General features: G+C 52.0%; 13 protein-coding genes. 1 reads left to right on the top strand and 12 read right to left on the bottom strand.

The annotated features are described in order from the left end of the window. The first annotated feature begins 89 nt into the window (after positions 1 to 89). Complete coding sequence (locus H7U36_RS10555) at positions 90 to 284, top strand: hypothetical protein (RefSeq protein WP_205156108.1); 195 nt, start codon at positions 90 to 92, stop codon at positions 282 to 284. A 223-nt stretch (positions 285 to 507) separates the two neighbouring features. Here the strand turns inward: H7U36_RS10555 and H7U36_RS10560 are convergent, their stop codons facing one another. The 12 genes from H7U36_RS10560 to H7U36_RS10615 form a co-directional block, all read right to left on the bottom strand. Further along, complete coding sequence (locus H7U36_RS10560; protein WP_330637101.1) at positions 508 to 1449, bottom strand: RpnC/YadD family protein; 942 nt, start codon at positions 1447 to 1449, stop codon at positions 508 to 510. A 306-nt stretch (positions 1450 to 1755) separates the two neighbouring features. After that, positions 1756 to 2934 (bottom strand): non-hydrolyzing UDP-N-acetylglucosamine 2-epimerase, encoded by a 1179-nt coding sequence (gene wecB, locus H7U36_RS10565; protein ID WP_205156109.1) that lies wholly within the window; start codon positions 2932 to 2934, stop codon positions 1756 to 1758. A gap of 17 nt (positions 2935 to 2951) precedes the next feature. Next, positions 2952 to 4148 carry a capsular polysaccharide biosynthesis protein CapF gene (locus H7U36_RS10570; protein WP_205156110.1) on the bottom strand — a complete coding sequence of 399 codons (1197 nt, stop codon included), beginning with the start codon at positions 4146 to 4148 and terminating at the stop codon, positions 2952 to 2954. A 54-nt stretch (positions 4149 to 4202) separates the two neighbouring features. Next, a complete protein-coding gene (locus H7U36_RS10575) occupies positions 4203 to 5441 on the bottom strand; it encodes a nucleotidyltransferase domain-containing protein (protein ID WP_205156111.1) in 1239 nt (412 codons plus the stop codon). Position 5442: 1 nt separating this feature from the next. Beyond that, positions 5443 to 6489, bottom strand: a complete 1047-nt coding sequence (locus H7U36_RS10580) for a polysaccharide biosynthesis protein (protein ID WP_207750596.1) — start codon at positions 6487 to 6489, stop codon at positions 5443 to 5445. Positions 6490 to 6524: 35 nt separating this feature from the next. Next, complete coding sequence (locus tag H7U36_RS10585) at positions 6525 to 7757, bottom strand: nucleotide sugar dehydrogenase (RefSeq protein WP_205156159.1); 1233 nt, start codon at positions 7755 to 7757, stop codon at positions 6525 to 6527. A gap of 4 nt (positions 7758 to 7761) precedes the next feature. Then, positions 7762 to 8334, bottom strand: a complete 573-nt coding sequence (locus tag H7U36_RS10590) for a VanZ family protein (RefSeq protein ID WP_205156112.1) — start codon at positions 8332 to 8334, stop codon at positions 7762 to 7764. Between the two features lie 5 nt (positions 8335 to 8339). Next, positions 8340 to 9422 carry an NAD-dependent epimerase/dehydratase family protein gene (locus tag H7U36_RS10595; RefSeq protein WP_275951603.1) on the bottom strand — a complete coding sequence of 361 codons (1083 nt, stop codon included), beginning with the start codon at positions 9420 to 9422 and terminating at the stop codon, positions 8340 to 8342. Between the two features lie 149 nt (positions 9423 to 9571). Continuing rightward, entirely contained in the window at positions 9572 to 10381 is an 810-nt protein-coding gene (locus tag H7U36_RS10600) for an RpnC/YadD family protein (protein ID WP_205156113.1), read from the bottom strand. Between the two features lie 150 nt (positions 10382 to 10531). Beyond that, entirely contained in the window at positions 10532 to 11026 is a 495-nt protein-coding gene (locus H7U36_RS10605) for a hypothetical protein (RefSeq protein ID WP_033126258.1), read from the bottom strand. Between the two features lie 185 nt (positions 11027 to 11211). Then, positions 11212 to 12399, bottom strand: a complete 1188-nt coding sequence (wecB, locus tag H7U36_RS10610) for a non-hydrolyzing UDP-N-acetylglucosamine 2-epimerase (protein WP_205156114.1) — start codon at positions 12397 to 12399, stop codon at positions 11212 to 11214. Positions 12400 to 12431: 32 nt separating this feature from the next. Then, positions 12432 to 13628, bottom strand: coding sequence for a polysaccharide biosynthesis C-terminal domain-containing protein (locus H7U36_RS10615; RefSeq protein WP_205156115.1), 1197 nt, complete (start codon positions 13626 to 13628; stop codon positions 12432 to 12434). Positions 13629 to 13788: the final 160 nt, after the last annotated feature.

Raw genomic sequence — 13788 nt, forward strand, 5'->3', positions numbered from 1 at the left:
TTCTAACAGCTTAAGCAACAAGATGGGTAATTCCTTACTGGCGGTAAGGGGTATTAACCATAAATATATTGTAGTAGGAAGGAGATTATATGGATAGGAAAATTAAAAATTATTTAAAAGACAGTGGCATTTCAGTCATCGTCCCCCAAAACACAGGAGCTGTTCAACATTCTTTTTCTCAGCCTGGTGATCCATCCAAACAGCCAATCTCCCCTTCCGTTTTCAGCCTGGGTTCAATGAACAGTGCTTTAGACAATATGTCCCTTAAAGCAGGTCAAGAATAAAAACTTATGCCTTGTAATACAAATCAGAAGATGAGTTCATATTACAAGGCATTTTCTATTATGTTCTCAACCGGCGTGATACAGCGGAGACCTAGCTGGAAGGCGGCTGCTGTAGCTTTACCAATAATCTTCGCAAGAATGCGAGCCGCCGTATCATATTCTCAATAGCTCTGGCTTCTTATACTGCTTTCCAGTAAATTTTTTTATCTCCATCTCTTTTCATTCATCTGTCAGTATCAGCCAGCCACTTCTCCACCACAGCAGCCTTCTCTTCCACTGCCTTAGCGATCTGCTCCACTGTCATGTCCATTTTTGCCAGATTGAGAGCTATACTCTGCTTTTCTTCCTGTCTTCCCTTCTGTATTCCTTCCTGTTTGCCTGTCTGTCTTCCCTCTTCCCAGGCCTCTTCCCGCTCCTGTCTTATATGCCTCGCCTGATCATACTCGTATATACTCATCCTCTTTGCCTCCGCTCGATATTTCCTTAAAAACTCTTCAAGGATCCCCTCCCGGATACATTCCGTGATCGTGCGCTCCACCGCCTCTTCTATGGGCATCTTTGCGGCATACCTTCTTATGCGGGCTGTGTACCGGGCATAGTCCGCCAGAGTCTTGCACGCCCTCATAAGCTCCGGATTGTGGCCCGCGTTGATGTTCAGCATCACCGCCTCCAGTTCCAACTTATGCTCTTCTTCCTCCACCTCATACAGATCCGACAACCGCAGTATCCTTCTGTCAGGCTGTTTCTCCTCTCCGTTGTAGAAAATAATAAACTGGGGCGGCGGAAGCATTACCTTTTTCCTTCCGTACAGGTTTTCATTCTTTGTCAGGTCCGCATACAGATCTGCCAGATACAAAAGCATCCGCAGCGGAAGATTAGGGCTGTAGGTGGACTGATGCTCGTACAGGGAGAGCCGGGAGTCGATCACAAAGGACAGGTCATTTTTGATGGCCATGTAGATGGCGTTCTCCAGCGTGTTGACGCTCAGCGCCCCGGGATCCTTATACTGTTTTCCGCTTACCGCATTATAGAGTCCCAGCAGCTCTTTCCTGTCGCTGAACACCATGGTAAAAAGCGAAGATTTGTAGTTCCGGTCAGGAACGGGATACACCTTCGTTTTCCCGTCTTGCTTCTTCCGGTTCTGTTTCTTTTGTTTTCTGCTCATAGGTACCTCCTTTTTCAAGAATCGCAGGAGGCAGCCTGTAAAGACGAAAACATAAGCTTCAGAACATAGCTTTCAGGAAACCTCTCTGCTTTGTCGATGGGGATAAAAAGCATCGAGATTTCTTTTAGATCTTCTTATCAGACTTGCAGACACGGCAGACGCCGCAAATGAAAAAAACTGCCAGAAATATAATGCTTTGTAACTATAGTAGCACATATTCCTGGCAGTTTCCATAAGATTTTATATAAGATTTTTGAACCTATTTTTTAAACGATTGCTGGCGTCAGATGGATTACCTATTACGTATTACCATTTCCTCCACACCATCTTATCCACCACACCGGTGTAGCTCTGGATGATCTTCACCACCTTGGTGCTCACGTTCTCCTCCACATAGTCCGGCACCGGGATCCCGTCGTCCCCGCTACGGTTCATCTCCACCGCTGTATCCACCGCCTGGAGCAGGGACTTCTCATCGATCCCTGCCAGGATGAAGCAGCCCTTGTCCAGCGCCTCCGGCCTCTCCGTGGAGGTCCGGATGCACACCGCCGGGAAGGGATGTCCCACGGAGGTGAAAAAGGAGCTCTCCTCCGGCAGGGTCCCGGAATCCGACACCACTGCGAAGGCGTTCATCTGCAGGTGGTTGTAGTCATGGAAGCCCAGGGGCTCATGGCGCACCACCCGCTCGTCCAGCTCAAAGCCCGACTCCTCCAGCCGCTTCCTGGATCTGGGGTGGCAGGAGTACAGGATGGGCATGTCATACTTTTCTGCCAGCTTATTGATCGCGGTAAAGAGGGAGAGGAAGTTCTTCTCCGTGTCGATGTTCTCCTCCCTGTGGGCGGACAGGAGGATATAGCGCCCCGGCTCCAGCCCCAGCCTCTCCAGGATGTCAGAGGCTTCGATCTCGCTGAGGTTCCTGTGCAGCACCTCCGCCATGGGGCTTCCGGTCACGTACACCCGCTCCTTGGGCAGCCCGCACTCGTGGAGATATTTCCGGGCATGCTCCGAGTAGGCCAGGTTCACATCAGAAATGATGTCCACGATCCGTCGGTTGGTCTCCTCCGGCAGGCACTCGTCCTTGCACCGGTTCCCCGCCTCCATGTGGAAGATGGGGATGTGAAGTCTCTTGGCCGGGATGGCCGACAGGCAGGAGTTGGTATCCCCCAGGATCAGGAGGGCATCCGGCCGGATCTGGGCCATCAGCTTGTAGGAGGCATTGATGATGTTCCCCACCGTCTCTCCCAGGTCATCCCCCACGGCGTCCATGTACACCTCCGGGTCCCCCAGCTTCAGGTCCTTAAAGAAGACCCCGTTCAGGTTATAGTCATAGTTCTGTCCCGTGTGGGCCAGGATGCAGTCAAAGTATTTCCTGCACTTGTCGATCACCGCGCTCAGCCGGATGATCTCCGGCCGGGTCCCCACGATGATGAGAAGCTGAAGCTTCCCGTTCTCTTTAAATCGGATATCTGTATAGTCTGTCTTCATTTTTCTCCTCCATGCTCTTACACCGGCTCCGCAAAGGTGTCCGGGTGCTCCGGGTCAAAGGGCTCGTTGGCCCACATCAGCGTCACCAGGTCCTCTGTGTCTGACAGGTTGATGATGTTGTGGGTGTAGCCGGGGATCATCTCCACTACCGTGATCTCCTCCCCGCTGACCTCATAGTCCACCACCGGGTAGGGGTTTCCGTTCTCATCCACCCCGATCTTCCGCAGCTGGATCAGGCCCCGTCCGGATACCACCACGAACTTCTCGTTCTTGGTATGGTGCCAGTGCTGCCCCTTCGTGATGCCGGGCCTGCTGATATTGACGGACACCTGCCCCCGGTCCGCGGTCCGCAGGATCTCCGTAAAGCTGCCCCGCACGTCCCGGTTCATCTTCAGCTTATAGGAAAAGCCATCCAACGGCAGGTAGGACAGGTAGTTGGCGTACAGCCGCTTCGTAAAGCCATCGCTCATGTCTGGCACGGACAGGTCACTGCGGCTCTCCTGAAAGGAATACAGCAGGTCCACGATCTCCCCCAGGGTCTTCCTAAAGGTCACAGGGCAGTAGCAGTAGCCCTTCTCATCCCGGTGCTCTTTGCCGCTTAAGGCCAGGAGCATCTCCTCCACCAGGTCGTCTATGTACAGAAGCTCCAGCTCTGTGCTCCTGTCATTGACCTGGATGGGCAGGCCGTTGGCGATGTTGCTGCTGAAGGTGGCCACCGCGGAATTGTAGTTGGGGCGGCACCATTTCCCGAACAGGTTGGGGAAGCGGTAGATCAGCACCTTCGCGCCGGTCTCCTTGCTGTATGCCTGAAACAGCTCCTCCCCGGCCAGCTTGCTCTTGCCGTACTCACTGCCGGCAAAGCGGCCTGTCAGGCTGGCCTGGATGCTGCTGGAGAGCATGACAGGGGCTTTGTTCCCGTGCCTCTTCAGCGTGTCCAATAAGGTGGAGGCAAAGCCGAAGTTCCCCTTCATGAAGTCCTCCTGGTTCTTGGGCCGGTTCACCCCTGCCAGGTTGAAGACAAAATCCGCATCCTTGCAGTAGGTGTCCAGCTCCTCCGGGGTAGAATCGATATCATAGGTATAGATGGTCAGCTCTGACGGATCCTCCAGGCCCTCTATCCTGTGCACCCGGTCCTTGCCGTCCCGGATGCTCTCCAGGGAGGCGGTCAGGTTCCTGCCTACGAAGCCCTTGGCTCCGGTGATCAGTATGTTCATCTTGTTGCCCTCCTTCTATGGTAACAGTCTATAGGAACAATCTATGGTTTCCCTTTACTTTGTATCTTTCTCTGTCTCAGCTGTCTCAAACAGCTCCAGTCTGGCGTAGACAGACCGCCTGGCGGCGGCTCCCTCCACCAGTCTTCCCGGATGGATCGCGGGCCTTTTGCCCCGGAGCATCCGGATCAGATAGCGGCCTCCGTAAAAGGCCCAGCCCACCGGGAGCAGCAGCGGCATCCTCCGGGATAAGGGAAGCTTGGTATACACGACCTCATTCAGAGAGCGGATGAACTGCCGCCCCAGGGAGATGTGTCCCACACCGTCCTTCCCTCTGCTGGATATCAGGTACACCTCATGTCTCCGGCTCTCGTCCTTCCGTCCAAAGTTCCCGCCGGCAAACACATCCCGGATCAGGGCCTGTGTCAGCTCCCGCTCTTCCTCCCCCGCCTTCCCCGGCCAGCTCCTCTCTGGCATGCCCAGATAGCGGATGCACACCTGGGTCAGGAGCTGGGCAAACCGCCACATCCCGATGGCCTTCAGCTTCTCCTCAAAAAGCGCCCGGAACTCCTGGTCTGACAGGGAGGACGCAAAGACCGCCCAGTCACAGAGGTGGCGCAGGCCGATGCCCTCCCCCACCAGATGATGGCTGGTATGCAAAAGGAGCACCAGTCCGTGGTGAAAGGGGGAGGGAATGCGGAGCTTTCCGCCTTCCAGCTCGATCTCCCTGCCCTGTTCCATGATGTCCTTCAGGTATTCCCGGACCAGCTCCCCGGGCCTTCCATGGGGCACGCCGGCGGGCTCAAAATGCATCTCCAGATGCGCCCGCTCCTTCCGGTAGACCACGTGGCAGATATGCTCCTCCTCCCAGGGCACGAACCCCTCTGCCTCCAGCACCTGCCCGGCCCGCTCAAGGTCCGCAGGCCGGACCAGGAAGTCCACATCCCCCATGGTCCGCTCCAAGGGCGCCGGATAATAAGCTGCGGAGGCGCAGCCCTTTAGGATGACATAGGGGATCCCGGCTTGTTCCATCAGCTCATGGACCTGCCGATGCTGCCAGGTCACCTGCAGGCTGTGGTAGGCCTGGGCGACCACAGTGTCCTTCCATCTATCGGCCAGCTCCTTGGGCAGCTCCTCCTTGTCCACGCTTTTCCAGGCAAGGGCAGGGACAGCCTGCTGGCGGCATTCCTCATAGATCCCCTGCCAGTCCGCGTCCCGCGCCGGCATCCTTTGCTCTGTCTGAAATAAGCTTTTTCCTGACAGTGCCAGCACTGCCTGCTCCCTGCCGCTTTTCACCTTACTGCTCCCACTCCTTTAATTCGTCCTGGATGTACTTCAGGGACAGCAGCTTCTCCTTCACCTGCTCCACGTTCAGCAGCTCCGTGTTGCTGGAGTTGAACTCGGTCAGGGTGTTCCTCTGCACATCCCCGTCCTTGAAATATTTGTCATAGTTCAGGTCCCGCTTGTCACAGGGTACCCGGTAGAAATTCCCCATGTCAATGGCATGGGAGCACTCCTCGTTGGTCAGCAGGGTCTCATACATCTTTTCCCCGTGGCGGATGCCGATGACCTTCACCGGGTTGTCCGCATGGAACACCTCCTCCACAGCCCGGGCCAGCACCTCGATAGTGCAGGCCGGCGCCTTCTGTACCATGATATCACCGCTCTGGGCGTTCTGGAAAGCGAAAACCACCAGTTCCACCGCTTCTTCCAGGCTCATGATGAACCGGGTCATGGTGGGCTCTGTCACGGTCAGCTCCTTCCCCTCCTTGATCTGGCTGATGAAAAGAGGGATGACCGAGCCCCGGGAACACATGACATTTCCGTATCGTGTACAGCAGATGGCTGTCTTCTCCGGAGAAACCGTCCTTGATTTGGCCACGATCACCTTCTCCATCATGGCCTTGGAGGTGCCCATGGCGTTCACCGGGTAGGCGGCCTTGTCCGTGGACAGGCAGATGACCTTCTTCACCCCGGCCTCGATAGCCGCGGTCAGCACGTTCTCCGTGCCCAGCACATTGGTCTTTACCGCCTCGACGGGGAAGAACTCACAGGAGGGCACCTGCTTCAGGGCCGCTGCGTGGAAGATGTAGTCCACGCCGTGCATGGCATTTTTCACGGACTGGATATCCCGCACATCGCCGATATAGAACTTCAGCTTGTCGCTGTACTCGGGGAATTCCCGCTGATAAAAATGCCGCATATTGTCCTGCTTTAGCTCATCGCGGGAAAATATGCGGATCTCCCCTATATCTGTCTTTAAGAACCGGTCCAGGACGGCGTTCCCGAAGGAACCGGTGCCTCCGGTGATCATTAAGGTTTTACCTGCAAATATACTGCTCATTGGTTTGATCTCCTTTGTTTTTTATTTGAAATATGTTAGTCTCTCCTGAACAAATCTCTTGTGTACACCTTCTCCTCCACATCGTCCAGGCAACTGTCATACCGATTGGCGATGATGGAGTCGCTCATCTCCTTGAACTTCTCCAGGTCGTTGACCACTCTGCTTCCGAAGAAGGTGCTCCCATCCTCCAAAGTGGGCTCGTAAATGATCACCGTGGCTCCCTTTGCCTTCACCCGCTTCATCACTCCCTGTATACTGCTCTGACGGAAGTTGTCGGAATTGCTCTTCATGGTCAGGCGGTACACGCCGATCACCACTTCCTTCTCCTTACTCTCATCGAACTCGCTGTTGGCTCCATATCCTCCTGCCAGCTCCAGCACCCGGTCCGCGATAAAATCTTTCCTTGTCCGGTTGGACTCCACAATCGCGGTCATCATATTCTGGGGCACATCCTCATAGTTGGCCAGAAGCTGCTTCGTATCCTTTGGCAGGCAGTATCCGCCATAGCCGAAGGAGGGGTTGTTATAGTGAGAACCGATCCTTGGATCCAGGCAGACCCCATCGATGATCTGCCTGGTATTCAGCCCCTTCACCTCCGCATAGGTATCCAGCTCATTAAAATAGGAAACACGCAGCGCCAGATAGGTGTTGGCAAAGAGCTTCACAGCCTCCGCCTCTGTAAATCCCATGATCAGCGTGGGGATGTCCTCTTTAATGGCCCCCTCCTGCAGAAGGGCAGCAAACGTATTGGCAGCTTTGACCAGACGCGCGTTCTCCACATCGGTCCCCACGATGATGCGGCTTGGATACAGGTTGTCGTAGAGCGCTTTCGACTCCCGCAGGAACTCCGGGCTGAAAAGGATATTGTCGCAGTGGTATTTCTCCCGCGCCTGGGCTGTGAATCCTACCGGGATAGTGGACTTGATGACCATGACCGCATCCGGGTTGCACTGGATGACAAGCCTGATCACATCCTCCACTGCGCTCGTGTCAAAGAAATTCTTCTTGCTGTCATAGTTGGTAGGCGCAGCGATCACCACGAAATCCGCATCGCTGTAGGCCGCCTCCCCGTCCAGAGTGGCGGTCAGGTCCAGATTCCTGCGAGCCAGGTATTCCTCTATGTACTCATCCTGTATAGGCGACTTTTTTTGGTTGATCAGTTCCACCTTTTCCGGCACAATATCCACCGCTGTGACCTGATTGTGCTGTGCCAGGAGCGTGGCAATAGACAGCCCCACATAGCCTGTCCCGGCGACTGCGATCTTCATCTTTTCATTTTTGTTTTCCATTTTTACCCATCCTTCCTTTTCCTCGTCTCTTTTCCCACAGCTCAAACAGGATGTTCCCCAGCAGGCAGCCCGCCATGCAGCCAATGCTGTTGTGCAGGATGTCATCCCACTCGAACAATCCCCTTTTGAAGACAAACTGCATGCACTCAATGGATGCGGACATCAGTCCCCCTGCGAAAAACCCTTCCTTCCAGCCCGTTTTCCTGTCCAGGACAAAAGGCAGCAAAAACCCCGCCGGAAGGAGCAGGAGCATATTTAAAATATTTTCCTTCAGCATCTCCCTGCTGTGGCGGACAAACACTTCATACCAGGACCAGAGCGGGACCAGCTTGTACTGGTACTCTGTCACACTTCTGGTAAATACCGTGGAGCCGTACACGATCCCCGCAAAAAGCAATAAAAAAAGGCCTGCCACAGCCTGTCTCAATCCAATCTTCTTTTGATAAACCAACCATGCCAGCACAAGCACTGTGATCACAACGATCACAGAGAAGGCAAGCATTTCCCTCTCCGTCCAGGGCCGGTTGTGGGTTTCTATGATCTGATAAATATCCATTCACATCAGTCCATGTAAAATTCTCTGTACCACTCGGCAAATTTTCTCAGTCCCTCCCGGAGGGGCATGGACGGCTTAAAGCCAAAATCCCGCTCCAGCGCGCTGGTGTCCGCATAGGTGACCGGCACATCTCCCGGCCGCATGGGCACAAGCTTCTTGTGGGCCTCAAAGTCATAGTCCTTGGGCAGGACTCCCGCTCTGATCAGCTCCTGCTGCAGGATATCTACAAAGTCCAGCAGGTTCTCAGGCTGGTTGTTGCCGATATTGTAAATAGCATAGGGCGGGACCGGCAGGCCGTCCTCCCCTGTCTCCTTTTCCGGAGGGGACTGCATCACTCTTTTTACACCCTCTACAATATCATCCACATAGGTGAAATCCCTCTTGCAGTTTCCATAGTTAAAGATCTGTATGGTCTCCCCAGCCAGCAGCTTATTGGTAAAGCTGAAGTAGGCCATGTCCGGCCGGCCCGCCGGCCCGTAGACGGTAAAGAACCGCAGCCCCGTAGAGGGGATGTTATACAGTTTCGCATAGGCGTGCGCCATCAGCTCATTGCTCTTCTTGGTAGCCGCATACAGGGAAACCGGATTGTCCACCTTGTCCTCCGTGCTGTAGGGGATCTTCTTGTTAGACCCGTACACACTGGAAGAGGAGGCATAGACCAGATGCTCCACGCCTGTCTCCCCGTTGTCGTAGGAGTGACGGCATGCCTCCAGAATGTTGTAAAATCCGATCAGATTGGACTCAATATAGGCGTCCGGGTTTGTAATGGAATACCGCACGCCCGCCTGGGCCGCCAGGTTGACTACAATAGAGGGCCTGTGCTCTTCAAACACCTTTCCGACCAGCTCTCTGTCTGAAATAGAGCTCTTAATAAAAGTCCATACGCTCTCCGGATGGGAGGATGCCATGGACCTGATCTGCTCTAATCTGTATTCTTTTATAGAGACATCGTAATAATCATTCATGTTATCGATGCCTATGATGCGAACCGGCGAGGCGGTCCGCAGAAGCTTCAAGACTAGGTTGGAGCCGATAAAGCCGGCTGCGCCAGTGACAAGGATAGTCTTGTCCTGCAGTTTAACGCGCATATGCTCTCTCCTTTTCTCTTCTATTCTTCATTGCTATAAAATGATATAAAAAATTTCCTCTTACACGGCCTGGCCATGTAAAAGGAAATTTAAAATTTTCAGAAAATATTTTTATACCAATTTCGTTCATTTATCAGTATCAGTCATCCCTACACGTTCCGCACCCTTTCCACTTCCACCTCCGTGGCCCCGGTGAGCCGTTTAATCTCTTCCAGGCTGGTGCCGCCCTCCAGCATCCGGCGGACTATGGACAGCCGCCCCTGTTCCATGCCTTCCTGTTTGCCCTCTTCCCAGGCCTCTTCTCTCTCCTGCCTTATATGCCTCGCCTGATCATACTCATATATGCTCATCCTTTTTGCCTCCGCTCGATATTTCCTTAAAAACTCTTCAAGGATCCCCTCCCGGATACATTCCGTGATGGTGCGCTCCACCGCTTCTTCTATGGGCATCTCCGCGGCATACCTTCTTATGCGGGCGGTGTTCCGGGCATAATCCGCCAGAGTCTTGCACGCCCTCATAAGTTCCGGATTGTGGCCCGCGTTGATGTTCAGCATCACCGCCTCCAGCTCCAGCTTATGCTCTTCCTCCTCCACCTCATATAAGTCGGACAGCTTCAGTATCCGCCTGTCAGGCTGTTGCTCCTCCCCGTTGTAGAAGATGATAAACTGGGGCGGCGGAAGCATTACCTTTTTCCTTCCGTACAGGTTTTCGTTTTTCGTCAGGTCCGCGTACAGATCTGCCAGATACAGAAGCATCCGCAGCGGAAGGTTAGGGCTGTAGGTGGACTGATGCTCATACAGGGAGAGCCGGGAGTCGATCACAAAGGACAGGTCATTTTTGATGGCCATGTAGATGGCGTTCTCCAGCGTGTTGACGCTCAGCGCCCCGGGATTCTTATACTGTTTTCCGCTTACCGCATTATAGAGTCCCAGCAGCTCTTTCCTGTCGCTGAACAGCATGGTAGTTTCTTTTGTTTTCTGTTCATAGGTACCTCCTTTTTCAAGAATCGCAGGAGGCAGCCTGTAAAAACAAAAACATAAGCTTCAGAACATAGCTTTCAGGAAACCTCTCTGCTTTGTCGATGGGAATAAAAAGCATCGAGATTTCTTTTAGATCTTCTTATCAGAATTGCAGACACGGCAGACGCCGCAAAAGAAAAAAACTGCCGGAAATATAATGCTTTGAATATAGAATAGCATATATCCTAGAAAGTTTCCATAAGTATTTCTTAAATATAGACTATAACCTTCTTTGGTTGAATTTAATGTAACAAACATAAAGTCAAGATGATTTCTCCGAATTTCTTCAATCCTGCTCATACAGTCATCAAGAAGAATATCTGACAAATTAATCTTCAGACCTTTTTCTGTCACCGCCTGTACTAAACCATGATACTTCTCATCCAGCGCAAAGCAGTTAATATGTACAGCGCCACCTATTTTCCGAGTAATGCCGGTATCAAACTGTTCAATATATCCCATCCCAAGATTATAGTATCCTATGATTGTCTGATTATCATCAGACAAAAACACATAAGTTTTTCCAAAATTATCATCTAAAGAAATGGAATTTTTCAAGAAACGCTCAAGATAATCATTGCCCAAATAGTCTCATTTTTACCTGATTTTTGAGCGTATCTCCTATCCGGTCTGTTTACTATACGCTTTTTTAAGAAGTATTCATCTCAAAATCCTCATTCTTTCAATATTTACAAGGCTTTGCGTCTCTTTGTCACCAGGCTATTTAGAAGAACCAGAAAAGCCGGATTTTTCGTCCGGCTAAAATAGTTTCAAAATTTTCTCCACACCATCTTATTCACAACACCCGTATAACTCTGGATGATCTTTACCACCTTTGTGCTTACATTCTCCTCCACATAATCCGGCACCGGAATCCCATAATCCCCATTCAGATTCATCGTAACCGCGGTATCCACCGCCTGCAGCAGACTTACTTCATCGATGCCGGCAAGGATAAAGCAGGCCTTGTCCAGGGCTTCCGGGCGCTCGGTGCTTGTCCGGATACATACCGCCGGGAAGGGATGCCCCACAGAAGTAAAGAAGCTGCTCTCCTCCGGAAGCGTTCCGGAATCCGATACCACCGCAAAAGCGTTCATCTGCAGATGGTTATAATCATGGAATCCCAGTGGTTCATGCTGAATCACGCGCCGGTCCAGTTCAAATCCGGAAGCGGCCAGACGGTTCCGGCTTCTGGGATGGCAGGAATACAGGATCGGCATATCGTACTTTTCCGCCATCTTATTGATTGCCGTGAACAGGCTCAGGAAATTCTTTTCCGTGTCAATGTTCTCCTCCCGATGGGCGGAAAGCAAAATATATTTTTGCGGTTCCAGTCCCAGTTTTTCCAGAATATCCGACTTTTCAATCTCAGCAAGGTTCTGGTGCAGCACCTCTGCCATGGGGCTGCCCGTTACATACACTCTTTCCTTCGGCAGTCCGCACTCATGGAGATATTTCCTGGCATGCTCGGAATACGCCAGGTTCACATCGGAAATGATATCCACGATCCTCCGGTTCGTTTCCTCCGGCAAACACTCGTCCTTACAGCGGTTTCCCGCTTCCATATGAAAAATCGGGATATGCAGGCGCTTTGCCGCAATGGCTGATAAGCAGGAATTGGTATCCCCCAGGATCAGCAGCGCGTCCGGCTTGATCTGCACCATCAGTTTATAGGCGCAGTTGATGATATTCCCCACCGTCGCGCCAAGGTCATCCCCTACGGCGTCCATATAGACCTCCGGATTGTCAATTTTCAGGTTTTCAAAAAAGATCCCGTTCAGGGTATAGTCATAGTTCTGCCCGGTATGGGCAAGCACTACATCGAAATATTTACGACACTTATTGATCACTGCCGCCAGGCGGATGATCTCCGGACGGGTACCGACAATGATGAGAAGCTTCAGCTTCCCGTTATCTTTAAAATGGATCTCAGAATAGTCTGTTCTTATTTCACTCATCGTTCTTACGCTCCGTTCTTTGGATTACACACTTATACCGGTTCAAAAAAGGTGTCCGGCCGCTCCGGGTTAAAAATCTCATTGCAGGTCATCACCGTCACCAGGTTTTCCGTCTCGCTCAAGTTGATGATATTATGCGTCCAGCCCGGAATCATATGTACCGCCTCGATCTTATCCCCTGACACTTCAAACTCCACGGTCTCGCCTGTATGGATATTCCGCTCCCGGATCAGTCCATGCCCGGCCACAACAATAAACAGCTCCCATTTGGAATTGTGCCAGTGCTGGCCCTTGGTAATGCCCGGTTTGCTGATGTTGATGCTGACCTGGCCGCAGTCTGCCGTGTGTACCAGCTCCGTGAAAGAACCTCTGTCATCCACATTCATTTTCAGCGGATATTTAAACTTCTCCGCCGGAAGATACGTCAGATACAAGCTGTACAGCTTCTTCGCGAAAGAGCCCTCCGGCATCTTCGGCATCATCAGGGTGGACGGCTGCTCCTTAAACTGCTCCAGCAGATCTACGATCTCCCCCAGAGTTACTTTATGGGTTACCGGTACGCAGCAGTAGCGTCCCTTTGGATTTATGACCGTATCCACACCGTCAAACTCACAATGGACTTCTTTTCCTTCCAGAAGATCGAACATCCCTTCCACCAGGTCGTCAATATAGAGAAGCTCCAGTTCGGTGCTCCGGTCATTTACATGGAACTCTTCATCGTTGGCCACGGCCCAGCAGAAGGTGCTGACAGCGCTGTTGTACTTCGGCCTGGAATGCCCCATCAGGTTTGGAAAACGGTAAACGGCCACCTTTGCCCCGGTTTCCTCGGCATAGGAGAAAAATAATTCCTCCCCTGCTTTCTTGGAACGGCCGTATTCGCTGTCGCCAAAACGTCCGGCCAATGTGGCCTGGATGGAGGAAGACAGCATAATAGTGGCCTTGTTATTGTACTTCTTCAAGGTGTCCAGAAGCGTACTTGCAAAGCCGAAGTTTCCCTTCATGAAATCTTCCGGATTTTCCGGACGGTTCACACCGGCCAGATTGAATACGAAGTCTGCAGACCGGCAGTAAACGTCTAACTGTTCTGGGGTTGAATCCAGATCGTATTCGTAGATCTCATTGATCTGTATGTTTGACCTTGTCCGGTTCTTTCCTTCTTTGATATTTTTCAGATTGGCTACTAGGGCGGCTCCTACCATGCCCTTTGCACCGGTTACTAAAATGTTCATAAACTAGCACCTTTCTTTATTTTTCTAGTTATATTCCCCTAGTATGTTTATGAAGTTCTTGCACACCAAATTTTTTCTTAACACTTCCACGCATGGCTGTGTGTACGACATAAACCCGTCCTTATTCGTATCGTACCATCTAACGCAGGTTTCTGTAAGC

This window comes from Faecalicatena fissicatena (genome assembly GCF_016900595.1).
Classification (GTDB): domain Bacteria; phylum Bacillota; class Clostridia; order Lachnospirales; family Lachnospiraceae; genus Claveliimonas; species Claveliimonas intestinigallinarum.

Excerpts from the sequence above, each read along its gene's own strand:
- H7U36_RS10555 (WP_205156108.1), top strand. The coding sequence starts at position 90 with ATGGATAGGAAAATTAAAAATTATTTAAAAGACAGTGGCATTTCAGTC.
- H7U36_RS10560 (WP_330637101.1), bottom strand. The coding sequence starts at position 1,449 with ATGAGCAGAAAACAAAAGAAACAGAACCGGAAGAAGCAAGACGGGAAA.
- wecB (WP_205156109.1), bottom strand. The coding sequence starts at position 2,934 with ATGAAGACAGACTATACAGATATCCGATTTAAAGAGAACGGGAAGCTT.
- H7U36_RS10570 (WP_205156110.1), bottom strand. The coding sequence starts at position 4,148 with ATGAACATACTGATCACCGGAGCCAAGGGCTTCGTAGGCAGGAACCTG.
- H7U36_RS10580 (WP_207750596.1), bottom strand. The coding sequence starts at position 6,489 with ATGAGCAGTATATTTGCAGGTAAAACCTTAATGATCACCGGAGGCACC.
- H7U36_RS10585 (WP_205156159.1), bottom strand. The coding sequence starts at position 7,757 with ATGAAGATCGCAGTCGCCGGGACAGGCTATGTGGGGCTGTCTATTGCC.
- H7U36_RS10590 (WP_205156112.1), bottom strand. The coding sequence starts at position 8,334 with ATGGATATTTATCAGATCATAGAAACCCACAACCGGCCCTGGACGGAG.
- H7U36_RS10595 (WP_275951603.1), bottom strand. The coding sequence starts at position 9,422 with ATGCGCGTTAAACTGCAGGACAAGACTATCCTTGTCACTGGCGCAGCC.
- H7U36_RS10600 (WP_205156113.1), bottom strand. The coding sequence starts at position 10,381 with ATGCTGTTCAGCGACAGGAAAGAGCTGCTGGGACTCTATAATGCGGTA.
- wecB (WP_205156114.1), bottom strand. The coding sequence starts at position 12,399 with ATGAGTGAAATAAGAACAGACTATTCTGAGATCCATTTTAAAGATAAC.
- H7U36_RS10615 (WP_205156115.1), bottom strand. The coding sequence starts at position 13,628 with ATGAACATTTTAGTAACCGGTGCAAAGGGCATGGTAGGAGCCGCCCTA.